Below are 23,958 nucleotides of genomic sequence, written 5' to 3'. Positions count from 1 at the left end.
TGCACTGGCTTTTAACACACTGTTGAGTTCTCAAGAAACGGACGCGTACACCCTAGAACCACCAGGCGGCGCTCGCTTCGTTATGTCTTAATTCTAGCGGCTTTTCCGTTTCGGCGTCAAATCCGCGATCCGGTCAAACTATCTAGAATTTCGACTGCCCCGTTTCCGGGGCAACCCCTCTAACTTACCAGCCCTTCGACCGATCCGCGAACCGATCTTCAGAACCGCCGAGCTACCAGGGATTGCCGTCGACCAGCGAGGCGAGCCATGCCTGATCACCGGAGCGAAGAGGAGTGGTTGCGCCGCATTGCGTCGGCTTCTAAAGATTAGCAGCGCCCTTGACCCCTCGGGACGAGAACTCACTCTCCATAGGCCACAGAACGATCACGGCCGACCATAGACTCGGCGTCGTGACCAGCCAGATGCCGCCTGAGGCGAAGAAGGTTCCCACCGAGCGCACCCATCACGGCGACACCGTGATCGACGAGTACGCCTGGCTCACCAACAAGGAAGACCCCGACACGATCGCGTATCTGGAAGCGGAGAACGCCTACCTCAAACAGGAGACCGCTCACCTGACGGATCTTCAGGAGGAGGTGTTCCAGGAGATCAAGGGACGCACCCAGGAGACGGACCTGTCCGTACCCAGTCGAAAAGGTGCGTGGTGGTACTTCTCCCGTACTCAAGAGGGGAAGCAGTACGGGGTTTCCTGCCGGGTTCCCGCCGATGGGGACACGCCGCCTGAGGTCTCGGTGTCCGGGGCGCTGCCGGGTGAGCAGGTCATCCTTGACGGCAACGAGCTCGCCGGGGACAGCGACTTCTTCTCGGTGGGCACCAGCAGCCTGTCGCCCGACGGTACGACGCTCGCCTTCTCCACGAACTACACCGGCGACGAGCGCTTCACGCTGAAGTTCAAGCGCCTTGAGGCCGGCGAGGTGCTGAGTGACGAGATCACCGGCATCTTCTACGGCGGAGCCTGGTCCGGCGACGGCAGCGCGTTCTTCTACACCAGGATCGACGACGCCTGGCGCCCCTACCGGGTCTACCGCCACACGCTCGGCACCTCCGCCGAGGACGACGTGCTCGTCTACGAGGAGACCGACGAGCGCTTCTGGGTCGGCGTCGGGCTGACCAGGAGCGAGAAGTACCTCGTCCTCGGCGCCAGCAGCAAGATCACCAGCGAGGTGCGGATCCTCGACGCCAACGACCCGACCGGCGAGTTCCGGCTCGTCCGGCCGCGGACCACCGGCGTGGAGTACGGCATCGAACACGCCGGCGACCACTTCTTCGTCCTGCACAACGAGGGCGCGGAGAACTTCGAGCTGGCCACCGCCCCGCTGAACTCCCCCGGCACCTGGACGCCGCTGATCCCGCACCGCGACGACACCCGGCTGCTGGAGATCGACGCGTTCGCCGACCACTCGGTCGTGCACTTCCGGCGCGACGGCCTGACCGGCATCCGGGTGCTGCCGCGGGCGGCGGAGCCGTACGAGATCGAGTTTCCCGAGCCGCTGTACGACGTGGCGCCCGCGGGGAACCCGGAGTTCAGCACCAGGCGGCTCAGGCTCGGCTACACCAGTATGGTGACGCCGCCGAGCGTGTACGACTACGACCTGCGGACGAACGAGCTGATCCTGCTGAAGCAGCGGCCGGTGCTCGGCGGATACACCCCCGGCGACTACGAGCAGTTCCGCGAGTGGGCGACGGCGGAGGACGGCACGCGGGTGCCGATCTCGATCGTCCGGCGCAAGGACGCGGTCAGTCCCGCGCCCACCGTGCTGTACGGCTACGGCAGCTACGAGACCTCCATCGACCCGAGCTTCTCGGTGGCCAGGCTGTCGCTGCTGGACCGGGGGTTCACCTTCGCCGTGGCACACGTGCGCGGCGGCGGCGAGATGGGCCGCAGGTGGTACGAGACCGGCAAGCTGACCAGTAAGAAGAACACCTTCACCGACTTCGTCGCGGTGGCCGCGCACCTGAAGGCCGGCGGCTGGAGCGACCGGGTGATCGCCAGGGGTGGCTCGGCGGGCGGCCTGCTGATGGGCGCCGTCGCCAACCTGGCGCCCGAGGCGTTCGCCGGGGTGGTGGCCGAGGTGCCGTTCGTCGACGCGCTCAACACCATCCTCGACCCGTCGCTCCCCCTGACCGTGATCGAGTGGGACGAGTGGGGCGACCCCCTGCACAACCCGGACGTGTACGCCTACATGAAGTCGTACACCCCCTACGAGAACGTGGACGGCAGGGCGTACCCGCCGATTCTCGCGATCACCAGTCTGAACGACACGCGGGTGTTGTTCCACGAGCCGGCCAAGTGGGTCGCGCGCCTGCGGGCGACCGCGCGGGGCGGGCCGTTCCTGCTCAAGACGGAGATGGGCGCGGGGCACGGCGGGCGCAGCGGGCGGTACGACGCGTGGCGGGAAGAGGCGTTCGCGCTCGCCTGGATCATCGAGAAGGGGATGAAGTGACCTATCTGGCGGCCGACGACCGCTACGAGCGGCAGCCGTACAACCGCAGTGGCAGGAGTGGGCTGAAGTTGCCCGCGGTGTCGCTGGGGCTGTGGCACAACTTCGGTGACGACCGGCCGCTGGACAACTCCCGGGCGATCCTGCGCCGGGCCTTCGACCTGGGCGTCACCCACTTCGACCTGGCCAACAACTACGGCGTGCCGTACGGCTCGGCGGAGCGGAACTTCGGGCGGATCTTCCGCGAGGACTTCGCCAGGTACCGGGACGAGCTGGTCATCTCCACCAAGGCCGGCTGGGACATGTGGCCGGGGCCGTACGGCGAGTTCGGGTCGCGCAAGTACCTGCTGGCGAGTCTGGACCAGTCGCTGGAGCGGATGGGGCTGGAGTACGTCGACGTCTTCTACAGCCACCGGCCCGATCCGGAGACGCCGCTGGAGGAGACGATGGGGGCGCTGGACCGGGCGGTGCGGTCGGGCAAGGCGCTGTACGCGGGCATCTCCTCCTACGACCCGGAAATGACCGCGCAGGCCGCGCGGATCATGCGGGAGATGGGCACGCCGCTGCTGATCCACCAGCCGTCGTACTCGATGATCAACCGGTGGATCGAGGACGGGCTGCTGGACACGCTGGAGGAGGAGGGGATGGGCTGCATCGTCTTCTCGCCGCTGGCGCAGGGGCTGCTGACCGACCGCTACCTCGACGGGGTGCCCGCCGGCTCTCGGGCGGCGACAAGCGGGTTCCTGACGGTCGAGGAGGCCGAGCGGGACCGCGACCTGGCGCGGGCGCTGAACGAGGTCGCCGCGGACCGGAACCAGAGCCTGGCGCAGATGGCGTTGTCGTGGGCGCTCAGGGACCAGCGGGTGACCTCGGTGCTGATCGGCGCGAGCAGCGTCGCGCAGCTTGAGGCGAATGTGGACTGCGTGAACGGCCCGGCCTTCACCGAGGACGAACTGGCCGCGATCGACAAGATCACAGGGCCTCGTGCCGCTGCAGGTAGGTGAAGGACGCCCAGCCGGGCAGCACCGGCAGCCAGAAGGTGAGCAGCCGGTAGAGGATCACGGCTGAGGTGGCGAGTTCCTTGGGCAGGCCGGCCACGGTCAGCCCGATCACGAGGGCCGCTTCGACCGCGCCCAGACCACCAGGTGTGGGCGCGGCCGAGCCGATGGCGTTCGCGGTGAGGAAGACGACGGCGACCGCGGTGAAGTCCATCTGGCCGCCGAACGCGCGTACGCAGGCGTCCAGGCAGGTGATGAACGCCAGCGTGAGCAGCAGCGTGCCGAAGGAGCCTTCGAGGATCTTGCGGGGCGACTGCACGACGTCCAGCAGGCGGGGCAGCACGTTGGAGAAGAGCCGCTTGAGCCGCTGGGTGAGCAGCCGGCGCAGGACCGGCACGCCCAGCACGATGACGATGAGCACGGCCACCGCGAGCAGCGCCACGACCAGTCCGCGCGAGGGCGTGAACGAGGTCGCGGTGCTGGAGCCGGTGACGTAGGCGAAGAACAGCAGCAGCCCGATGTGGAAGACCAGCGTGATGAGCTGAGAGGCGCCCACACTGGCCACCGCGAGCGCGGGCGGGATCCCGCGCTTCTGCAGGTATCGGGTGTTGATCGCGATACCGCTGACGGCGGCGGGCGCGACGAGCTTGACGAACGACCCGGCGAACTGGACGAGGATGGTCCGGCCCAGCGGCAGCCGTTCGGGCACGAACCCTCTGAGCGTGAACGAGGCGGCCAGGTAGCTGACGAACGCGGCGATCAGGGCGAGGCCCGTCCACGCCCAGTTCGCGGTGGTCACCACCTTGATCAGGTTGACCTGGCTGAGCTGGGAGAGCAGGAAGTAGGCGGCCAGCGCGCTCGCGATGATGGTGACGAGCGTGCGCGGCTTGAACCGTTCGAGGCGGACCTCCTCCACCTCGACCTGCGGCTTGAGCGCCACGATGTGCTCGCGGATGGCGGGCAGCAGCTGCTTGTTCTTCGCCAGCGCCACCCGGGTGTCGCGGGTCAGCGCGATGCGCTGGAGCAGCGGCAGGGCGGCGGCCAGCGAGTCGGGGCCGAGGACGGCGGCCGCGGCGGCCACCGAGCGCTCCGCGCCGACCCGTAGCGACAGGTAGGTCAGCAACTGGGCGATGTCCAGTCTGAGCAGCAGGTCGCCGGCCGCGATGTCGCCGCTGCGGGCGTCGGTGAGCACGACCCGCCCGGCCCGGTCGACGTGGATGCTGTCGCCGATCAGCCGCCGGTGGGCCAGCCGCTGCACCTGCAGCAGCAGAACCTGCTCCCAGATCTGGGCGAGCAGGTCGTCGTCGATCTCCTCATCGCGCAGCTCGTCCAGCGACCTGGTGTCGAGGTGCTCGTAGGCGAGCAGCGCCGCCTCGGTGCCGATCTCGCTGGTGCCCAGCAGCCGCGGCGTGCTCGCGCCCGCCGCCTGCGCGGCGTACGCCATGAGCGCTTCGCGCTCCAGCTCGGCGCGGAGCGAGCGGATGGCCCGCCGCCGGGTCTCCGAGTTGAGCCGAAACCGCCGCCAGAGCCGGTACGGCAGGCCCGCCACCTGCCGGTCGCGGTCGAGGACGGTGACGTCGAGGCTGCTGCCGTCGTTCAGCCCGACGGCGTAGCGGCGGCTGCCCTGGTGGTCGTCGTCGATCCGGCGGGCCGAGACGGGTGAGAAGGACAGCTTGCGCAGGGCGGCGACGACGGCGTTGCCGGGCGGGCGGGTGTTCGGGCTGCCGATGCCGTACAGGGTGCCGTAGCCGACGAGCATGCCGAGCAGGATGGTGACGATGGCGCCCGGCAGGGTGATCTGGGTGCCGGTGTAGAGGGCGAAGGTGTAGAGGCCGATCACCGTCCAGACGGCGACGCGCCAGGTGGGTCTTCGGGAGATGCGCACCGCGGTGGTGTACGCGATCACCGAAGTGAGCAGGGCGTTGAGCGGCTCGACCGACCTGTTGCCGGTCAGCAGCACGCGCAGGTCGTCGGGGGCGGTGGTGAGCACCCACTGGCCGAGCAGGAACGAGCCGACCATGCCGACGATCGCCGCGATCAGTCCTTCGGCGACGCGCAGGCCGTCGCGGTGGTAGACCCGCTCGACGGCGAAGGCGGTGGGGACGATCAGCACGGCGGCGCCGCCGAGGAATGTCGCGGTCCTGCTCAGCAGGTCGGGCACCCGGGTGGTGCCCTCGGCGACGTCCTTCTCCAGGCCGTTGAGCGTCTGCTTGGCGACGAGCGCGAGCAGGATCACCGCGGCCAGCACGAGGAGCGTGGCGATGAAGCGCAGCGCGTCGGAGGGCCTGCGCAGGCGTTGCGGCAACAACGGTTCGACGACGAACACCACGGCGTCGTCGCGCGCGTCAGGCACGGCTGGAACCCCCTCCGAGAGGTCCGCCGCTTCTTCGCGTTCTCTTATATTCGCCACCGTCAGCGATTCTGCCCCTTCCACCCCAGACCGTGCGATGTCTATCCTCCAGTGTCCCTAATCGCCACCTCACCTATCTGTCCGGGTAACGTGTCTACCAGCATCGACGCGTCCTGCTGACGTTCTCCCTGTCAGTTGCCACGCTCTTCGCATGATCACTCATACGTTGCTGCTCCTCGCTCTCGCCGCTCCGGGCTCCCCTTTGGTGGACGCGGTGTCCGGGGAGAACGCGCTCCACCATCTGCGGGCGTTCCAGGCGATCGCCGACGCGCACGGCGGAAACCGCGCGGCCGGCACACCCGGTCACGACGCCTCGGCCGCCTACGTGGCCGACCGCCTGCGGGAGGCCGGGTACGAGGTGGAGATGCAGCCCTTCACCTTCGACTTCTACCGCGAACTGGAGCCCGCCCGGGTGCTGAGCGGCCGGCACGTCCAACAGGAGGTCACCACGCTGGCGTACTCGGGCAGCGGGAAGGTGCGGGCGCGTCCGCAGCGGGTGGGGAGGGGCTGCGCGGACGCCGACTTCAAGCGTTTCGTCCCGCGGCGGATCGCGGTGGTGCAGCGGGGCGTGTGCTCGTTCGCGGTCAAGACGGCGAACGCCGTGCAGGCGGGCGCGCGGGCGGTGGTCGTGGTCAACCAGGACGGGCCGTTCAGGGGCACCCTGGGCAAGCCGCAGCGCGTACCCGTGGTGGGTGTGCCCGCGAAGGCGGGTAAGCGGATCGGGCACGCCGGCCGGGTGACGGTGCAGACCAAGACCTCGTCGGAGACGCGCACCACGCACAACGTGATCGCGCAGACCCGCGCGGGCAGCACGCACGACGTCGTCATGGTCGGGGCGCACCTGGACTCGGTGCTGGAAGGGCCCGGGATCAACGACAACGGGTCGGGGAGCGCGGCGGTGCTGGAGATCGCGCTGCAGACGGCCAAGTTCACGCCGCAGCGGGCGGTGCGCTTCGCCTGGTGGGGAGCCGAGGAGGAGGGGCTGCTCGGTTCGACGCACTACGTCAAGAACCTTTCGGCCGCCCAGCGGGCGGACATCGAGGTTTACCTGAACCTCGACATGGTCGCCTCGACCAATCACATCTACGGCATTTACGACGGCGACGACTCCGACAAGATGGGGGCGGGACCCGGGCCTGAGGGGTCGGCGAAGGTGGAGAAGGCCTTCGAGCGGTTCTACCAGGGGCGGGGCCTGCCGTACCGGGGGACGGACTTCGACGGGCGTTCGGACTATGGGCCATTCATCGCGGCGGGAATCGCGGCCGGGGGGCTGTTCACGGGGGCCGAGGCGGTCAAGACGCCGGAGGAGGCCAAGCTCTTCGGTGGTACGGCGGGCGCCCCGTACGACCCGTGCTACCACAAGGCCTGCGACGACCTGCGCAACGTCAACTCCCACGTGCTGGACATCAACACCGACGCGGTCGCGGCGGTTGTCGCCGAGTATGCGGGAGCTATGTAACAAATACGAATTACATCTTCCCCAATAGCGCAACTCATCATACTTTTCCCGTCAGGCGTCACTTTTCGGGGGATATTCGTCATTCTCCTATTCCGAGGAGTCACATGCGTCATCGCCTGGGGAAAAGCAGCATCGGCGCGATTCTGGCCGCCGCCGTACTCGTCGCTCCGCTGGCCGTCACGGGCACGGCGTACGCCGATCACGGCGGCCAGAACGAGGTGCGCAAACTCGTCGAGGCCGTAAAGGGCTCGAACGTCAAGAAGCACCTGCGGGTGCTCGACGCTTTCGCGAAGTTCACCGGGGGCACCCGGGTGGACGGCTCGCGCGGCTTCGAGCTCTCCAAGGACTATGTGGCCGGCCTGCTGCGCCTGGCCGGCTACAAGGTCACGGTCCAGAACTTCGAGTTCCAGAGCGAGGAGTACAAGACCAAGCCGACGCTGGAGCGGGTCTCGCCGAACCCGAAGGTCTACCCGTTCGGGCTCGACTGGATCCCCGCGCTGGGGTCGGCCGACGGCACCTTCACCGCCCCGGTGCAGCCCGTCGACGTGGTCATCCCGCCGGGCCCGACGCCCAACTCCAGTTCCTCGGGCTGCGAGGCGGCGGACTTCGCCGGGTTCACCGCGGGCAACTTCGCGCTGATCCAGCGCGGCACCTGCAACTTCAGCGTCAAGGTGGCCAACGCCAAGGCGGCGGGGGCGGCGGGCGTGGTGCTGTTCAACGAGGGTCAGCCCGGCCGTGACGAGGTGGACCTCAGGCCCGACCTCGGCGGGCAGGCGGACATCCCGGTCGTCTTCACCAGCTTCTACGAGGGCAGGGACCTGGCCTCCACGCCCGGCGCCACGGTGAAGATCGCCTTCAGCGGCGAGACGGAGATCAAGACCTATCCGTCCTTCAACGTGCTCGCCGAGACCAGGAAGGGCCGTACGGACAACGTCGTCGTGCTCGGCGGCCACCTCGACTCGGTCGAGGACGGTCCCGGCATCAACGACAACGGCGCGGGCGTCGGCGCCCTGCTGGAGGTCGCGCTGCGGATGGCCACGACCAAGCCGGCCAACGCGGTGCGCTTCGCCTTCTGGGGCGGCGAGGAGTTCGGCCTGCTCGGGGCCCAGCACTACGTGAACTCGCTGACCGAGCAGGAGCGGGCGAACATCGGCCTCTACCTGAACTACGACATGATCGCCTCGCCGAACTACATCTACTCGATCTACGACGGCGACAACTCCGACGGCGTCGGCTCCGGCCCCGGCCCGGAGGGCTCGGCGCAGATCGAGAAGGACTTCGAGGCGTTCTACACCTCGCGGAAGCTGGCGTTCCGGGGCACCGACTTCGACGGCCGCTCCGACTACGGCCCGTTCATCGAGGTCGGCATCCCCTCGGGCGGCCTGTTCACCGGGGCCGAGCAGCGCAAGACGGCCGCGGAGGCCGCGCTGTTCGGCGGTACGGCGGGCATGCGCTACGACCCGTGCTACCACCAGGGCTGCGACGACATCAAGAACATCAGCGACACCGCCCTCGACGTGAACGCCGACGCCATCGCGACGCTGGCTGGGCTCTACGCCTTCGACGCCGCCAAGCTCGACAGCGTGCACGTGGCGGGCAAGCCGCACCAGACCGCTCCGGCCGCGACCGCGCGGACGGCCCGTCAGCACGAGATGCCCGCCGCCGCGGCGAGCTGAGACACCTGGGGCGGGCACCAGCCAGGTGCCCGCCCTACTATCAGGTGGTATGTCGGGTGAATTGAAGGTTCTTGGGGCGTGTCCGCTCGACTGCCCCGACACCTGCTCGTGGGTCGTGACCGTCCAGGACGGCAAGGCCGTGAAGCTGCGCGGCAACCCCGACCACCCCTACACCAGGGGCGCGCTCTGCGTGAAGGTCAACAGGTATCTGGAGCACACCCGGGCCGGGGACCGGCTGCTGTATCCGCTGCGCCGTACCGGGCCCAAAGGGGCTGGGCGGTTCGAGCGGATCAGTTGGCAGGAGGCGCTGGACGAGATCTCCGACCGGCTGCGGTCGATCGTGGCCGAGCACGGCGGCGAGGCCATCTGGCCGTACCAGGGGACCGGGTCGCTCGGCTACCTCCAGGGCGAGGAGGGGCACGCCGGGCGCAGGTTCTGGAACATGCTCGGCGCCTCCCGGCACTTCCTGAACATCTGCTCCACCGCGGGCAGTCTCGGGCTGCGGCGCGCCAACGGCACCGCCGCGGGCATGGACCCGGAGATGTTCGCCCAGTCGAAGCTGATCCTGCTCTGGGGCACCAACACGCTGACCAGCGGCCACCACCTGTGGAAGTTCATCCAGGACGCGCGGGCCGACGGCGCGCACGTGGTGGCCATCGACCCGATCCGCACCAGGACCGCCGACCAGGCCGACCAGCACCTGGCGATCAGGCCCGGCACCGACGCGGCGCTCGCGCTCGGGCTGCTCAACGTGGTGCTGCGGGAGGGCGCGGAGGACCGCGACTTCCTGGAGCGGCACACCGAGGGCTGGGCGGAGTTCCGGCAGGAGATCCTCCGGCACCCGGTCGAGCGGGTGGCCGAGATCACCGGCATCCCGGCCGAGGATGTGCACAGCCTGGGGATGCGGCTCGCGCACACCCGCCCGACCGGCATCCGCGCCACCATGGGCGTCCAGCGCCACGAAGGCGGCGGCAGCGCGATGCAGACCATCGCCGCCATCCCCGGCGTGACCGGCGACTGGCGCCACCCCGGCGGCGGCGTCGCCTACTCCACCTCCGACCATGTGAAGGTGCGCATCGACCCGCGCAACGATCTGCTGGAGAAGCCGGTCCGCACGCTCACCATGACCCGCCTGGCCGAGGGGCTGGAGGGCGAGTCGGTGAAGTGCCTGTGGGTGTTCGGCGCCAACCCGCTCGGCAGCACCTCCGACACCAACCGAATCAGGCAGGGCCTGGCCCGCGAGGACCTGTTCACCGTCGTGATGGAGCAGTTCCCCACCGACACCGTCGACTACGCCGACATCGTGCTGCCCGCCACCATGCAGACCGAGCACATGGACCTGCACGCCGGCTACGGCCACCTGTACCTGATGTGGAACGAGCCCGCCGTCGAACCGCCGGGCGAGTGCCTGTCCACCACCGAGACCTTCCGCCGGCTGGCCGCGCACATGGGCATGACCGAGCCCTCCCTGTTCGACTCCGACCTGGAACTGGCCGAACAGCTCCTGTCCAGCGGCGACCCCTCCCTGGACGGCATCACGCTGGAACGCCTGCGCAAGGAGGGCTGGATCAGGCTGAACTACCCCGACCCGTTCACCCCCTTCGCCGAAGGCTTCCCCACCCCCTCGGGCCGGATGCGCTTCCCGCGCAAGGGCTACACCCTCTCCCTGAGCGCCCGTACGGCAGGCCAGGGCCCCTACCCGCTCACCCTGATCACCCCGGCCGCGCACACCTTCCTCAACACCACCTTCGCCAACAACCCCGAGCTGCTACGCCGGGCCAAGGACCCCAGGGTGCTGGTCAACCCGGCCGACGCGGAGGCCCGCGGCCTCGCCGACAACGACCGGGTACGCGTCCACAACGCCACCGGCGAGTTCCTGGCCGACGTCGAGGTGAGCGACCGGGTGGCGAGGGGCGTCGTGGCCAGCCCCAAGGGAAGCTGGCCCAAACTGAGCCCCGGCGGCGCGAACCCGAACGCGGTCGTGGCGGAGCGCGACGCCGACATGGGCAGGGGCGCCGTCTACCACGACAACCTAGTCGAGCTTGAGCTTGTAGCCGACGTGTGAGTCGGTGAAGCCGAGCGAGTCGTAGAAGCGGTGCGCGTCGGTGCGGGACCTGTCCGAGGTGAGCTGCACCATCGCGCAGCCGCGCGCCCGAGCCCGGTCGACCGCCCACACGATCATCTTGCGGCCGAGCCCCTGGCCGCGGGTGGAGGCGGCGACCCGGACTGCCTCGATCTGGCAGCGCACCGCGCCCATCCGGGAGATCCCGGCGAGGTAGCTGAGCTGCATCGTGCCCACCACCTTGCCGCCGTCCTCGGCCACGATGAGCTCCTCCCACGGGTTGGCTTCGATCCGCTCGAACGCCTCCAGGTAGCGCTCGTCGGCGGGGTCACCCTCCCGGAGCGCGCCCAGCGGGTCGTCGGCCAGCATCGCCACGATCGCCGGCACATCGCTCCTGGTGGCCTGCCGGAACAGCAGGGACAGCACGTAGTGCGACTCCATCAGCGCCGGGTTGGACGGCAGCGCCATCACCTTGCCGCTGGGGGTGAACCCCTTGCCGGTGTACAGCGCGCGGGCCGTGTGGTTCTGGTCGACCGCCCACAGGCCGATCTCCTCGGCGCCGCGCCCGCGCGCCCAGGAGATCACCTCGTCGACCAGCCGGGAGCCCAGTCCCCGGCCCCGCGCCTCGGGGGCGACCCACATCGACAGCAGGTGCACGTGCCCGTGCTCCTCCTCCAGGCCGCAGACCAGCCCGACGTCCGCGCCGCCGTCGACGGCCGCGAACCAGGCCGAGCCCGGGTTCGCCAGCCGTTCGGCCCACTTCTCCGGCGGGTGGGCCGCGTCCTTCTCGTAGGTGGACCCGAAGGCGTCGGGAGCCTCGGCCAGCGCCCGCAGCCTGACCTCCCGCAACCGCTCTCCGTCCTGCGTGCCAAGGCGCTCAATGGTGATTTCCCGCATGTCCGAATCATGTCAGGGACGGGTCAGGGCTCCGCCCCTGCCTGTTGTATGGGCACGACGCCCGTGATTCGCAGGCTCGGCTCGTGGTGATTCTCCAGCACAGTCACCCGCACATCCAGCAACTTCAAGACCTCCGCCTGCTCGGCCAGGTCCATGTTCGCCAGTCTGGCGCTGGCTCGTTCCGACAGCTCGATCAGGGCGCGCATCCGCTCGGACTCGCCGTTGGCGTCCTCGACTCGGGCTACCAACTCAGCCCTTCGTCCCCTCAGTTCGGCCATCTCCCCCTTGATGCGGTCGGTTGCCTGCTTGACCACTTCGGGGTCCACCCCAGCTCGCAGGTACTCGGCAACGTCGTCCACGAGGCTCCGCTCTAGCTTGGCCAGGTGGGTCGTGATCTGCTCCAGCTCGTCACGTTCGGCCTCCACCTGGTCGGCGCGGTTGGCGTAGTAGTCGCTGGCCAGCCGCATCAGCCGTTCCGGTCGCCCCAGCAGGTCGCGCACCTCTGCCCACACCCGCCTGTCCAGCGTGTCAGCCTTGATGTTGACGCAGTCGCACTTGGGTGCTCCGGTCGAGTTCCACCGTCGCCCCTTGCACCGGTAGATGCGTGACCCATCGGCCTGCCTGGAGACTCCTCCGTAAGGCAGCCCGCAGGGCGAGGCCACCCTCCCCCCTCCCAGCGGGAACTCGCGCTTCTGGCCAGCCACCCGCGTGTTGCGGCTCAGCGCCTCTTGCAGGGCGAGCCACCGGGCTTCGCCGATGATCGGCTCCACCTGGATCGTGATGGGGTCGCCGTACTTGCCGCTCGACTTCTTGCCGCCCCAACTCAGCTCGCCGACCAGACCCCGGTTCTTGCGCAGCACGTCCCGAAGGTTGTCGTAGTGCCAGGGGTTGCCGTTCCGCTGGCGGTAGCCCTCGGCGTTCAGCCGCACTGCGGCCTGCCCCCTGGTCAAGCCGTCGTCCACGATCCAGCCGACCACCATCCGCAGCATGGCGACCTCGTCGGCGTTGTGCACGACCTTGTTGGTTCGCCCCTGCCCCTCCAGTCGGTAGCCGTACGGAAGTGCGCTCGGCGAAGCGGGCCACCCGCCCGCCCTGGCCTTGCCGTGCTGCCCCTCGGCCATCCGCCGCAGCAACCTGCGACGCTCCCAGGCGGCCACCTGCCCGACAATGCCGTGAATCAGCTCGCCCTCCTCGGTGCGGTGGTCGGCTCCGCCCAAGTCCAGCGCGACGAGTTGAACATCCAGCTCGGCCAGCTCACGCATGGTCAGGATGCGTGCGATCTCGTCACGTGCCAGCCTGTCAAGCTTGGATACCAGCACTGCCCCGACTCCGCCGTTAGCGCACTGTGCCAGGAGCTGGTCAAGCTCGGGTCGGCTGTCCTGCGTCCCGGTGAACCCCTCCCGGTAGACCTGCACGACTTCCCAGCCTCGACGGTCGGCCTCCTGTTGGCACTTACGAACCTGCTCGTCCAGGCTGCTGCCGTCAACCTGGTGCTCGGTCGAGACCCTCGCGTAAATCGCGGCTCGCATGTTCGGCTCCTTAATACGGGTTGGACCCCCGCCGTAGCGGGGGTCCTGGGGGGGACGGGGGGTTAGGGGGCAACGTTCTCGTTGGCCTTGGGGGCAGCCGCCTTGGCCTTGGCGCGCTGGGCGGCGTTGTCGAGCATGGTCGCCAGCTTGTTCCGCAGGGCCTCGCTTGCCTTCCCGGCCTGCGCGAGCGCCTGGGCCTTGGTCAGCTCCTTGTTGGCAACCGCCTTGGCGAGCTGGGAGCAGTGCCGGGCGTCGTGTCCGGGGCGGAAGATGCCCTTGCGGCTGGTGATCTGCTCGCCGCAGCCGCACAGGCACGGGCGGGGCTCCACGACCTTCTTAGCCTTGGGCTGGGGCGTGGTGGCCTGCGGCTTGTCGGCGGCGCTGGTGGCGGGGGTGGTGGTCATTTCCTGGCTCCTTAATTGCGGCGTCTAATAAAATTAAATCACCCAGGAATTGTCACCAACAATATTTCCGGTCAGCGTGAACGGACCACCCTGCATGATTAGGGTTCCGAATGCCGCGTATTCGGCGGGCAGCTCCACGAGCCACACTCCCGCCGCCGCATCCTCGGCCTCGAATCGCGGGGTATTGCCGAACAGCGCCTGCAGGGCCTCGCGAATCCCGTCGATTGAGGAAACCGGGATGCCGCCACCCCAGCTCACTTTTACGCTTTTCATTTGCTGCCTCCTGGGTTCGGATCTTGCCCCCAGGCAATCAGCGGAGATATTCCGCCAGGAACTACCCCCGGAATTACGGCCCCATACCCCCCGGGGGCGGGGTGGCCAGTGGCTCCCGGGGGGCTCGCCACCCCGCCCCCCGCCGAGAACGCTCCGCCCCACGCGAGAACGCATGGCGGGGGTGGTCTCTATCCCAGTGAGATACCCAGTCTCCGCGCCTTTCCGGATGCGTTTCCCCAGACCTATTCGAGACTGGGTATCCAACTGGGTGTGAGACTAGGTATCCGACTGGGTGCCGGATAGCCATTCCCCGTATCTCACGGGAACGCTCCTGGGGTTGGGCGACTCGATCCCGTGGTAACCGAGGGCGGTGACCTCCTTGTGCCGCTTGAGCAGGGCCAGGTCATCGGCGCAGGGCAGCCAGTCGGCGGGCTCCATGAAGTCATCCACCGAGCAGCCCAACACCTGGGCGCACCGGGTCAGGTGCGGCGAGCTGATGCGGTGCTGGACGTATCCCCGCTCCCATTCCTTGATGGTGACCTTGTGCATCTTGGCCTTCTTGGCCAGCTCCGCCCGTCCGTATCCGGCCTTGATCCTGATGAGCCGGAATTTGGCGGGGTGAAATCGCTTCTCGTCCATCTGTTTCCTCCTTGAAATGGTGTGGATACTGGGATGGATACCGGTACCCGGGTGGATATCCATCCCAGTATCCGTGGCTATCCATCCCAGTTGGTGATTTCCGGGATGGCCACAGATAGCTCGTACTATCTGCTCGGATAGGGCGAGCACGTGCTCGGGCTGCTCGCGCTCGCCGCTCGTCTGGCCCGAGCACAGGGGCGAGCAGCCCGAGCACAGCTTTTTCACCAGGGACGAGCAGCGAGCACACCCCGAGCAGGCTGCTCGGCCTGCTCGTCGGGGATAAGCCGAATGAACTTGCCGCCGTTGATCAATTCGATTGATACCAGGGAACCCGTTTCGGCGTCGGCGACCATCGCTGTTCCCCAGGGGTTCCACGCCTCCACTCGATAGGGAACGTGCAGCGTGCCATCGCTGGTATCGAACTCAATAACCGCGAGCCATCCTGGCGCTGCTGGAATCATCGTGAACATTTCATTTCCTTTCTTGATTGGGGGCGGGGGCAGTGGGGGGCAGGGGGGGCAGGCCCCCCACCACCCCGCTCTGTACGGGGCGCTCTCCACCTACCGATCCCCCCGGATGTAGCGGGGTGGGGTCGTAGCTGCCCCCCTGCCCCCCGGCTGCCCCCTGGCCGGTGAGAACGCTGCTGGGGGGCAGTGGGGGGCAGGTGGCTAGTTGCGGCTGCGGTCCCAGTTCGCGCGGTACGGTGCCGTTTTGTCGTAGTCGTTGGTCACCGTGACACCCTTGAACCCTCGGGTGCCCTTCCGCTTCGCCTCTTCGATCCCCGCGTTGCGCATCCGGTCGTAGAACTCGGCGGCCTTGAGAACGCCGTAGCGCCCGTGCTCGGCCCACCTGCGGTAGGCGTCGTAGAAGGTGACCCGCTCGGCCCAGGTGTCGGGGGTCCGCTCGCAGCACTCATCGAGCCAGCTTTCGAGCTGATTCGTACGGCGCTTGAACTCGGCCATGGCCTCCAGGGCGGAGGGTGGCTCGTCGAAGTTGCCTCTTGCCATCAGCCGTTGCAGAGCCGGGACGGCCTTCGCCGCGATGCCCCGGATCTCCTCGGGACGCTGGAGTCTCGCGGCAAGGTGCCTGTCCTCCTTGCCCGTGAAGTCATTCGGGAAGGGGACGACCACCCAGCGGGACATGTAGCCCGTCGTCACGTCGGCGGAGCCAGGAATCTTGTTGGCGCTGAACACCGGGACAGCCCAGGGCGTGAAGTCGAACGGGTCTCTGTTCTTGAACTCCGCCGTGATCACGTCCTCACCCGTGATCGCCTTGAACTTCGCCGTCTGCTCCAGGTAGGTGCCGTCGATGTCACCCGCGATGTTGGCGATCTTGCCGAACAGGCTTGCCGCCGCGAACCGCTCCATGTTGAGGGACTGGAGGGTCACCGCAGTCACGTTCTCGTCGCCGAGTAGGGTCTTGATCACCCGAATCCAGGTGCCCTTGCCGTTACGCCCGGAACCGTGCAGCATGACCGCCTTGTGCAGGGGGTTGCCGCTGTACATTAGGTAGCCGATCAACTCCCAGACCATGTCGACCATGTCGGCTGGCAACACACTGGCAAGGAACCGGTCGAACTCCGGACACTGAGCCTCGGGGTCCCACTCGGTGTGAAGCTGAACGGTAGACAGCGCGTCCGGCGAGTGCGGGTGAAGCTTGCCCTGCTCCCAGTCCAGCAGCCCGTTTCGGAAGTTGATCCACTTGGGTACCGGTTCACACTCGATCTCGGGAGCCCTGGAGCGGATAACTGCCTCAACGTCCATGGCATGCCGGACTCGGAACGCCTCGCTGAGCAGCTTTGACGCCCTGACCCTGACCGCGTGCTTGTCGATCTTCCAAACGCCGTCCCGGTAGGCCCAGAGGTGGCCGCTGGTCCCGACCCCAATCGGTCCCTCCTTGAGGATGGCGTCGGCGAGGGTGGAGGCCAGCAGTTGGCCTTCCCTGCCGTTGACCAATCCGAAGAACTCCGAGTCGAACGCAGTGCTGGCCCTCGGCCGGTCGAACCCGTCGAAGTAGCCCGAGTCGCGGGTCCGGTACTCGCTGGTCGGAGCGCCCAGCTCGTCGAGCAGCTCCGTCAGGATGTCGTAGGCGAACTCGTGATCCAGCTCGCCGCCCGCCACCAGTTGGCCGATGCCGAAGCCCCCTGAGTTAAGGGTGTTGTTGAACGTGCCGTCGTCGGCCCTCCACACCTTCCTAAGCTTGTTGACCTCGGACCTGAGCGCGCTGTTGCCGTACTTGGTTCCCTCGCCGTTCGTGTACTTGGGGGCGCGCGGTGGCCCGAGCGGTGTTGCCTCGTCGCCCGCCCGTGGGGGCGCGCCGGGGAGGGTGTGGCGAGCCAGCAGCGCGGTCTCGTCAGAGGTCAACTCCTTCGCCTCGTCGAGCCCCTTGATCCACGCGCGCCGACCGCCCTTGTGGTGCTCGGACGGCGGAGCCATGACCCCGCCTCGGCGCTGGCCCAGCACATCGAACCGGATGTTGTTCTTGTTGCTGCTGGGAGCCGACCAGCGGAACACTCCCTGCGAGCCAGCGGGAATGCGGAACCACCAGTGCGGCCTGCCGTGTGGCGGCTGGCTGACGGCAGCCTTTTCGAGGACGTCTCCGAGCCTCTCCGTCCAGTACTCCACGGCCTCGTCGGAGTCCGGATCGACCACCACCCACTCATCGGGTACACGGACCCAGATGCCGCACTTGTTGCCCCACGACATGTCGTACTCGATCGTTTCGAGCGAGGTCGGTCCGGGGAACTCGTCCTTGTTCCACTTGCCAAAGGACTTCTTGTCCGGCGAGCCATCCTCGCGCCGACCCACGGTGAGGATGAACATGCCGCGTTTGGCCAGGTCCTTAGCGGACTCCTTGAGTGCGAGCCGCAGGTCACCAGGGATTGCCGCCATGTCATGCTCCGTGCTTCCCTGGGTGGTGGATTTGCTCGCCTGGGGGCGGTGTGCGTGCGTCATCACGCCACCGCCCGATCCATGTCCGGGGCCTGCTCGGCCTCGTCCGGCTGGAACAGCAGGGCCAGCAGCCGCCGGTAACGGTCGCCGTTGGGTACCGAGGTCCACTCGGCCTTGGCGTTCACAGCTCCACCTCGACGTACAGGTCCTCGGCCTTGCAGCCGAGAATCTCGGCCATCCGCTCGACGGTCGGGGGCTTGGGCCTCCGCTTCCCGCTGAGGTAGCCGTAGACGGGGGTCGCGCCGTCGAAGCCGATCCGACGAGCCAGCGCCCTCTTGGAGATGCCCGACTGCTCGAACACGGCCCGGAACTTGGACACGCTGAAGATGAGAGTTGTCGAATGCACGACATGCCTCCGGTGTCTTCACGGAGGGGGGGTCGGCTGCCCGCCTTACTTCTCAGGACTAACCAAGCGTCCGGGGGGTGTCCCCGGAGGCCCAATAGGGTCGGTGTGCGTGCGCCTGGGGTGGTTACCAGGTCTTGGGGTCAGTTGACCTTGTGCAGTCGCCCTCTGCCGTCGTCCTACACCTAGTAGAGCACGGCGTATGTCGCGGGCAAAAGATATGGCGCACCCATTGACTCCGGGGCACGCTGCGGCAGGGTTCTCGCCGGGGATGGATCACGAGAAGTTACGGTCGGCGATACGACGAGTGATCCCCCATGTTCCGGAAAGAAAGAGAAAAACTGCGGGATTTCTCTTCACTTCACCGCAGCTATGTCGCGACCCCCTCCCCCTACTCCTGGGGCAGCGCGGCAACCGCCGTGTCCCAGTCGGGCGGGATGCTGGGGTCGTCCATGAACTGAAGCCAAACCCACACCCGCTGCTCCTCAACCGCCTTGAGCGCCTTCGCCAGCTCGCCCATGAACCGCTTGAGGGTGGGGGGCGCGGGGTGGCTCGGGTGCGCCCGGCGTTCCATCAGCTTCCGCAGGTCCGTCAGCTCCACGTCGGTCATGAACTCGACATCGACGTGCGCAAGGTTGGGCTTGCTGAGCGCTCGGGGCGCGGTGGCCCGACCAAACTGGATCAGTGCTGCCTGCTCGGCTACGGCCTGCTCCGCAGACTGGCCTGCGTCCGCGTCCCCGTGCCACATGGGAACGCCTGCCGGGCTGTAGCTGGGGCGTCCGCACCCCTGCGCGTCCTGCGCCGTCTCCGTGTGCTTGTCGTCCACTGTCCACACCACCTGTCCGTAAGTAGGAGGGGGGACCCCCGGAGTCTTCACAGGGGTCCCCCAGGTCGAAGACCCCCACCTACCAGCAAGGGGTCTCCTCATCGGGGGGCCACCACTCCCCCCGGGTCTTAAGCCGTGGTCGGCACGTCCAGCATCCGGAATGCGTTCGGCACGACGACGTTGCCGCCCGTACGGAAGTACAGGTACAGCCCCCGCTGACCGGTCGGCCTGCGGTTGGGTCCTACGAGGTGCGGGATTAGCTCGATGGTCGTTCCGATCCGGTCGGCGATCACGTAGTTCTTGAAGTCGCCGTAGATCATCACGTAGTTGTTCGCGGTCACGGCCGGGTTGATCGAGCCGTCCATGTTGCTGTTCTCGTTCATCCGCCGCCCCAGCAGGACACCGTTCGCCAGCTCGGGGAACTTGAGCGCTCCGTTGGTGGTCTCGAACTGCCGCAGCGAGTTGATGATCGGCAGGGGTGCCATCCACTGCGCGTTCGGGCTGAACCTGGGCGGCAGCGCGCCCTGGAGCGTGAACGGGTCCGCAGCGGTCAGGGCCTCGGTGCCACCGCTGTTGATCTCACTCGCCGTTCCAGCCAGTGCCGTCACGATTCCAGTCGGCTGGTTGATGCCCGTCCCCAGGACGAACGCGGTGGCCTGGAGCTGGTCCGCTCCGTCGACGAGCAGCCTTTGCAGCTCCTGCATCGGACTGACCGCGTCCATGCCGAACTCGATGCTGAACGGGATGAATGAGTCACCCTTGTGGACAGGGATCGTGACCTGTCCGAGGGTCGGGCTGTCGTCCTGGGCCTCTTCCTCTTCCGGCCTCCAGTGGGCGGTGACGCCTGCGCTGGTCACGCCGTTCCACGAGTCGCTGTTGGTCTGCACCACCCTGGCAAGCTGCCGCATCGGGTTCACGCTGCCGCCAGAGGTCAGCAGGATCGACGGGTCCAGGTGGAAGGGCACCATGTAGCCGCCCTCGGCGTCCGTGAGGGACATTGCACGCATCTCGCTACGCAGGTTCTGCACGGCCTGGAATGCCGCGCGCTCCTCCTCGCCCCACATCATGTGTCCACGCTGGGGGTCCGCGACGAGGTGGGCGAATGCTCGCTCATAGGCAGGGGCTCCGGTGGTCAGCACCCACCTTTCCGCCAGGCTCCGGTGAGCTGGTGCGCCCTGTCCGAGCAGCCCCTCGGCCTTCTCCTGAGCCTCGGCGGGGATGTCGGCTCGCTCAATGGTCCGCATCGCCTGGTCGCGCATCGAGCCACCGCCCAGCCCTGGAGTGTTCCCGGTCCCGCTGCCGTACTCGGTCTTGATCCCGTTTCCGCCCCCGACCGAACCTCGGATCTTGTCCAGCGTGAGGTTGCGGAACTCGATGTTGAGGTCGGTCCACTCGGCGGTCAGCTCTGCGAAGCGCTCCGCCTGCGATCGAGTCGGGCGCTCGTGCTCGCCGATGCGCTCCATCTCTTCAGTGATGACCGTCATTCGAGCGGCGACCTGGTCATACCTGCTCATTGCAGTGTTCTCCTAGGTGAGAGTGGTGAGGTCTCCCCTAGCGACGTCGAGCGAGCCCGCTGGCCCGCGACGTGACACATCCCGTGTCCGGCCTTGATCGAGGTGCTGTGGTGGGGGGCTGCGGTGCGAGGGTGGGGAACGTCAACACCCGGCGCTGCGCGCCGCTACCACTACCAGCCAAGCAGCCCGCCAAATCGGCGCACAAGTCCGTGCGGGTCAGGCGTCTTCTGGCCCTGACCCTACGAACGAACCGATCTGCGGAACGGTGTAGATCAAGCCCTCTTCGCGCAGCGCGGCGATGATCTTCCGGGCGGTGCCGCGCGCTATGCCGAACTCCTGGCCGATCGCGGTTTCGGAGGGCAGCGGGACGCCAGGGCGATACTCGCCCGACTCGATCCGCTGGCGCAGAATGCCTGCCACCTGCCGCCATTTCGGCTGGTCAGCCCGTAGCTCGATCACAGCTCAACCGTAGACATGCAGGTCAGAGCATCCTCATTTGAGTACGAGCATGAACGACCTTGTACGAGCATGTACAAGCTCCTAAGCTGGCCGTATGCCCCCAGTGACGATCGAGATCGAGGGCCTGGCCCTCACGTTCAAGGAGCACCTCTACGCGTACGCCTACCTGGCGAGGGTGTTCGAGGTCGGCTCGAACGAGCCCAAGGCCATGCGTCTGTCCGTCAACCTGGACGACTGTTACGTGTTCCTAGACGAGAAGGTCATCGGCGAACTGTACGGAGACGTGGTTGTCTACGACGTCCAGTTCCCTAGCAAGCGCAAGCCCACCATGGTCAAGACGTTGCCCTCCAGGAGGATTCGCACGTGACCCCAGCGCAGATGGTCAGGGAGTTCCACGAACGGTTCGGCTTCCCTGTGGCCGACACACCAGCGGCGCCGGACGAGCGGATGGCCCGCCTGCGACAGCGACTGCTCGCCGAGGAGGTCACCGAGGTTGGCCAGGCCGTCGAGTCGGGTGACCTGGTGAACCTCGCACAGGAGCTGGCCGACGTGGTCTACGTCGTGTACGGCACCGCCATCACCTACGGCATCGACCTGGACGCGGTGCTGGCGGAGGTCCACAGGGCGAACATGACCAAGGAGGGCTCCAAGGACGGCAAGGCCGTGAAGGGTCCCGGCTTCCGGCCGCCAGATCTGTCCGGCCTGGTGCCTCCGGGATAGGTCTCGGAGGCCCTCCGTGGGGTTTCGGACAGCACGAGAGCCACCACCCGGCACCTACGCGCGGACTGGTGGCTCTCAGAGTCTCCGTGAGGCTCCCGTCTATGCGGCTAATGTGAAGGGAACCCCGACCGCCCCTGACAACAGATGGGGGCGAAGCCAGGGTCGTTCCCCGATGCGGACAAGGGCCCCGAAACGGCAGAGTGGAAGCATGAACGAGATCAGCCGCCGCGAAGAACTGTCCCTCTCAGGTGCCGCGCTGCGCGGTGCGCCGTGGAAGACCGCCACCATCGCCGGTGGCGCCGTCGCCGCCGCCAGCTACGGCATGGGCGTCATCCTGCCCGGTACCGCCGATCTGCCCTGGGCGCTCGGCCTGGGCATCAGCCTGTTCGCGCTCATCGCCGCGATCGGCGCGGTCGCCAAGCCGGACATCGGCGACCGGGTCACCCGGCAGGCGCGGCAGTGGTCGCTGCGGCACCCGTGGCGCTTCGCCCTGATGCCCGCCGGCATCACCGCGGTTCTCACCTATCCCGTGCAGCTCGTCCTCGACAACGAGGGCATCTTCGGCGCGGCCTGGGACTCGGCCTGGCGCGGCGCCCTCGTCTACCTGATCACCGGCATCGTGGCGATGACCATGAAGGGCCGGGCTCGCTGAGCTCAGCCCGGCAGACCCTTCTCCGCGTCGCTGCGGCAGACGCAGAACTCGTTGCCCTCAGGGTCGAGCATGGTCACCCAGCCGGTGCCGTCGGCGCGGCGGTGGTCCTCGAAGATGGTCGCGCCGACGGCCAGCAGGCGCTCCACCTCCTGGTCACGGGTGCGCCCGCCGCTGCCGGTCACGTCGATGTGGACGCGGTTCTTCACCGTCTTGCCCTCGGGCACCCGGATGAACAGCAACATGAAGCCGTACGGCGTCCGCAGCATGATCTCGTCATCGCCCGGCTCGTCGTCCTCGCCGAGCGGCCATCCGGTGGCCTTGCTCCACCAGGTGGCCATGTCGTACGGCTCGGCGCTGTCAATCGTCACCGCATGGATCTCCATCATGGAGTCCACCCAATCGTCACACCGGCAAAGCCGTCAAGCCGGTTATCAGTGGCCCGCTCCGGCGAGGTTGAGGCCGACGACGCCGAGCAGGATGAGGGCGATCGAGCCGACCTTCATCAGCGAGACGTCGTCACCCATCGCGATCATGCCGAGGGCGGCGGTGCCGACGGCGCCGATGCCGGTCCAGACGGCGTAGGCCGTACCGACTTCCAGGCTCTTGAGCGCGTAGGAGAGCAGGCCGAAGCTGGCGACGGCGAACACGCCGAAGCCCAGCGACCACCACAGGTGGGAGAAGCCCGCGCTCATCTTGAGCGCCAGAGCCATGGCGACCTCGAGGACGCCGGCGATGATGAGAATGACCCAGGCCATGAAGACCCCAGATAGACGAGTCCGACAATGTCGTGCGTCGTCTTTGCATATCCGGGTACGGCGCGTCTCGTCCGGTCACTCACCTTTCAGAACCGCCTGGGCGCACCCTTCATTCCCGGGTGTCCCACCAGAGCGTCACCCAGCGGTCGCGCGGCACCGGCCACATGCCGAGCTCCATCGCGGTCGAGGCCACCTCTTCGGATCGCGCGGGATCGAGGCAGACCCGCCGGCAGACGCTCTCGGCCAGGTCCTCGATGTGCGTGAAGCGCTCGATCGGCGCCTCGCGCTCCTCCACCCGCACGTCGTAGCCGAGCGCGGCGGCCAGGGCCACCGCGTCCTCGGCGATGGGCCGTACCGGGCGGCGGATGCCGTGGAAATGCTCCCAGAGCGGGCTCATCCAGCTCATCGGGTGGCGGTTCGGCAGTTCGAGGACGACCCGGCAGCGGGCGTGCGCGTTGAGCGCGACGAAGAAGGGCGCCAGATCCGGCACGTTGTAGACGACGTGCGCGGCGATCACCACGTCCGCCCGCGGCACCTCGCCCTCGACGTCGGGCCAGGCCCCTTCGACGGCGGTCGCGGCGACGCCGAGCCCTTCGGCGCGGATCATCAGCTCCTTCAGCATGGCCGCCGAGGAGTCGACGGCGACGAGGTCGCCGATGCGGTCGTGCAGCGGGAGCGAGGCGCCCCCCGGCCCCGAACCGACGTCCAGGACGGCCCCTCCCTCGGGCAGGGCCTCGGCGACCCTGGCCAGCGTGGGCCCCTCGGGCTCGGCCACCGCACGGTCGGTACGGCCGGCGAAGCGCGCGGGCACGTGCGCCCAGGGGTCGGCTGGTGCCGCGGCCAGGATCTCGTCGGGGATCGCCCATGACTCGAGATTCCGCCGCCAGCGTTCGTTCAGAGCTCCGGCGTCCATGACAGGAGCGTATGTG

Annotated in this window: 24 protein-coding genes and 1 riboswitch; of the genes, 8 read left to right on the top strand and 16 right to left on the bottom strand. The window is 67.8% G+C overall.

Annotated elements, in window-relative coordinates:
* The first annotated feature begins 410 nt into the window (after positions 1–410).
* Together ABZ911_RS16495 and mgrA are read left to right on the top strand one after the other, a co-directional pair.
* A complete protein-coding gene (locus tag ABZ911_RS16495; RefSeq protein ID WP_358055900.1) occupies positions 411–2,465 on the top strand; it encodes a S9 family peptidase in 2,055 nt (684 codons plus the stop codon).
* Positions 2,462–3,466, top strand: coding sequence for an L-glyceraldehyde 3-phosphate reductase (gene mgrA / locus ABZ911_RS16490; RefSeq protein ID WP_358055898.1), 1,005 nt, complete (start codon positions 2,462–2,464; stop codon positions 3,464–3,466). The genes ABZ911_RS16495 and mgrA overlap by 4 nt, the downstream gene beginning before the upstream one ends.
* Here the strand turns inward: mgrA and ABZ911_RS16485 are convergent.
* Positions 3,435–5,813, bottom strand: coding sequence for a lysylphosphatidylglycerol synthase transmembrane domain-containing protein (locus ABZ911_RS16485; protein ID WP_358055896.1), 2,379 nt, complete (start codon positions 5,811–5,813; stop codon positions 3,435–3,437). The genes mgrA and ABZ911_RS16485 overlap by 32 nt on opposite strands.
* 208 nt (positions 5,814–6,021) lie before the next feature.
* On the opposite strand from ABZ911_RS16485, the gene ABZ911_RS16480 reads away from it, so the two are divergent.
* The 3 genes from ABZ911_RS16480 to ABZ911_RS16470 all read left to right on the top strand — a co-directional run bounded on the left by ABZ911_RS16480 (position 6,022) and on the right by ABZ911_RS16470 (position 11,070).
* Positions 6,022–7,329 (top strand): M28 family metallopeptidase, encoded by a 1,308-nt coding sequence (locus ABZ911_RS16480; protein WP_358055894.1) that lies wholly within the window; start codon positions 6,022–6,024, stop codon positions 7,327–7,329.
* A gap of 104 nt (positions 7,330–7,433) precedes the next feature.
* A complete protein-coding gene (locus tag ABZ911_RS16475; protein ID WP_358055892.1) occupies positions 7,434–9,005 on the top strand; it encodes a M28 family metallopeptidase in 1,572 nt (523 codons plus the stop codon).
* A gap of 49 nt (positions 9,006–9,054) precedes the next feature.
* A complete protein-coding gene (locus ABZ911_RS16470; RefSeq protein WP_358055890.1) occupies positions 9,055–11,070 on the top strand; it encodes a molybdopterin oxidoreductase family protein in 2,016 nt (671 codons plus the stop codon).
* Here ABZ911_RS16470 and ABZ911_RS16465 read toward each other — a convergent pair.
* The 12 genes from ABZ911_RS16465 to ABZ911_RS16410 all read right to left on the bottom strand — a co-directional run bounded on the left by ABZ911_RS16465 (position 11,038) and on the right by ABZ911_RS16410 (position 20,902).
* Positions 11,038–11,964: a GNAT family N-acetyltransferase gene (locus ABZ911_RS16465; protein WP_358055888.1), complete on the bottom strand. Its 927-nt coding sequence runs from the start codon at positions 11,962–11,964 to the stop codon at positions 11,038–11,040. The genes ABZ911_RS16470 and ABZ911_RS16465 overlap by 33 nt on opposite strands.
* A gap of 23 nt (positions 11,965–11,987) precedes the next feature.
* Positions 11,988–13,493, bottom strand: coding sequence for a recombinase family protein (locus ABZ911_RS16460; protein WP_358055886.1), 1,506 nt, complete (start codon positions 13,491–13,493; stop codon positions 11,988–11,990).
* 62 nt (positions 13,494–13,555) lie between these two features.
* Complete coding sequence (locus ABZ911_RS16455) at positions 13,556–13,897, bottom strand: hypothetical protein (protein WP_358055884.1); 342 nt, start codon at positions 13,895–13,897, stop codon at positions 13,556–13,558.
* 33 nt (positions 13,898–13,930) lie between these two features.
* The gene (locus tag ABZ911_RS16450; RefSeq protein ID WP_358055882.1) at positions 13,931–14,170 is read right to left on the bottom strand and encodes a hypothetical protein; all 240 of its coding nucleotides are present in this window, start codon (positions 14,168–14,170) and stop codon (positions 13,931–13,933) included.
* Positions 14,171–14,446: 276 nt separating this feature from the next.
* Positions 14,447–14,809 (bottom strand): helix-turn-helix transcriptional regulator, encoded by a 363-nt coding sequence (locus ABZ911_RS16445; RefSeq protein WP_358055880.1) that lies wholly within the window; start codon positions 14,807–14,809, stop codon positions 14,447–14,449.
* Between the two features lie 221 nt (positions 14,810–15,030).
* Positions 15,031–15,279 (bottom strand): hypothetical protein, encoded by a 249-nt coding sequence (locus ABZ911_RS16440; RefSeq protein WP_358055878.1) that lies wholly within the window; start codon positions 15,277–15,279, stop codon positions 15,031–15,033.
* A 198-nt stretch (positions 15,280–15,477) separates the two neighbouring features.
* Positions 15,478–17,631 (bottom strand): phage/plasmid primase, P4 family, encoded by a 2,154-nt coding sequence (locus tag ABZ911_RS16435; RefSeq protein WP_358055876.1) that lies wholly within the window; start codon positions 17,629–17,631, stop codon positions 15,478–15,480.
* 131 nt (positions 17,632–17,762) lie between these two features.
* Positions 17,763–17,885, bottom strand: a complete 123-nt coding sequence (locus ABZ911_RS16430; protein WP_358055874.1) for a hypothetical protein — start codon at positions 17,883–17,885, stop codon at positions 17,763–17,765.
* Positions 17,882–18,079 (bottom strand): helix-turn-helix transcriptional regulator, encoded by a 198-nt coding sequence (locus tag ABZ911_RS16425; protein WP_358055872.1) that lies wholly within the window; start codon positions 18,077–18,079, stop codon positions 17,882–17,884. The genes ABZ911_RS16430 and ABZ911_RS16425 overlap by 4 nt, the downstream gene beginning before the upstream one ends.
* Before the next feature lie 415 nt (positions 18,080–18,494).
* The gene (locus tag ABZ911_RS16420) at positions 18,495–18,929 is read right to left on the bottom strand and encodes a hypothetical protein (RefSeq protein WP_358055870.1); all 435 of its coding nucleotides are present in this window, start codon (positions 18,927–18,929) and stop codon (positions 18,495–18,497) included.
* A 128-nt stretch (positions 18,930–19,057) separates the two neighbouring features.
* Positions 19,058–20,443, bottom strand: a complete 1,386-nt coding sequence (locus ABZ911_RS16415) for a phage major capsid protein (RefSeq protein ID WP_358055868.1) — start codon at positions 20,441–20,443, stop codon at positions 19,058–19,060.
* Between the two features lie 216 nt (positions 20,444–20,659).
* Positions 20,660–20,902, bottom strand: a complete 243-nt coding sequence (locus ABZ911_RS16410; RefSeq protein ID WP_358055866.1) for a winged helix-turn-helix domain-containing protein — start codon at positions 20,900–20,902, stop codon at positions 20,660–20,662.
* 94 nt (positions 20,903–20,996) lie between these two features.
* On the opposite strand from ABZ911_RS16410, the gene ABZ911_RS16405 reads away from it, so the two are divergent.
* The 3 genes from ABZ911_RS16405 (at position 20,997) to ABZ911_RS16395 (ending at position 22,274) form a co-directional block, all read left to right on the top strand.
* Positions 20,997–21,269: a hypothetical protein gene (locus ABZ911_RS16405; protein ID WP_358055864.1), complete on the top strand. Its 273-nt coding sequence runs from the start codon at positions 20,997–20,999 to the stop codon at positions 21,267–21,269.
* Positions 21,266–21,622 (top strand): MazG nucleotide pyrophosphohydrolase domain-containing protein, encoded by a 357-nt coding sequence (locus ABZ911_RS16400; RefSeq protein ID WP_358055862.1) that lies wholly within the window; start codon positions 21,266–21,268, stop codon positions 21,620–21,622. The genes ABZ911_RS16405 and ABZ911_RS16400 overlap by 4 nt, the downstream gene beginning before the upstream one ends.
* A gap of 208 nt (positions 21,623–21,830) precedes the next feature.
* The gene (locus tag ABZ911_RS16395; RefSeq protein ID WP_358055860.1) at positions 21,831–22,274 is read left to right on the top strand and encodes a hypothetical protein; all 444 of its coding nucleotides are present in this window, start codon (positions 21,831–21,833) and stop codon (positions 22,272–22,274) included.
* A 2-nt stretch (positions 22,275–22,276) separates the two neighbouring features.
* On the opposite strand, the gene ABZ911_RS16390 is transcribed toward ABZ911_RS16395, so the two are convergent.
* The 3 genes from ABZ911_RS16390 to ABZ911_RS16380 all read right to left on the bottom strand — a co-directional run bounded on the left by ABZ911_RS16390 (position 22,277) and on the right by ABZ911_RS16380 (position 23,942).
* Positions 22,277–22,642 (bottom strand): VOC family protein, encoded by a 366-nt coding sequence (locus tag ABZ911_RS16390; protein WP_358055858.1) that lies wholly within the window; start codon positions 22,640–22,642, stop codon positions 22,277–22,279.
* Between the two features lie 63 nt (positions 22,643–22,705).
* The gene (locus ABZ911_RS16385; protein WP_358055856.1) at positions 22,706–23,029 is read right to left on the bottom strand and encodes a multidrug efflux SMR transporter; all 324 of its coding nucleotides are present in this window, start codon (positions 23,027–23,029) and stop codon (positions 22,706–22,708) included.
* A gap of 31 nt (positions 23,030–23,060) precedes the next feature.
* A riboswitch (guanidine-III (ykkC-III) riboswitch) is annotated at positions 23,061–23,125 on the bottom strand.
* 13 nt (positions 23,126–23,138) lie between these two features.
* Positions 23,139–23,942, bottom strand: coding sequence for a class I SAM-dependent methyltransferase (locus ABZ911_RS16380; RefSeq protein WP_358055855.1), 804 nt, complete (start codon positions 23,940–23,942; stop codon positions 23,139–23,141).
* Positions 23,943–23,958 lie beyond the last annotated feature (16 nt).

The sequence above is a fragment of the Nonomuraea sp. NPDC046570 genome (assembly GCF_040645915.1).
Taxonomy (GTDB): Bacteria; Actinomycetota; Actinomycetes; order Streptosporangiales; family Streptosporangiaceae; genus Nonomuraea.
Note: the sequence above shows the minus strand (reverse complement) of the source record. Positions and strands in the feature narration are given on the sequence as shown.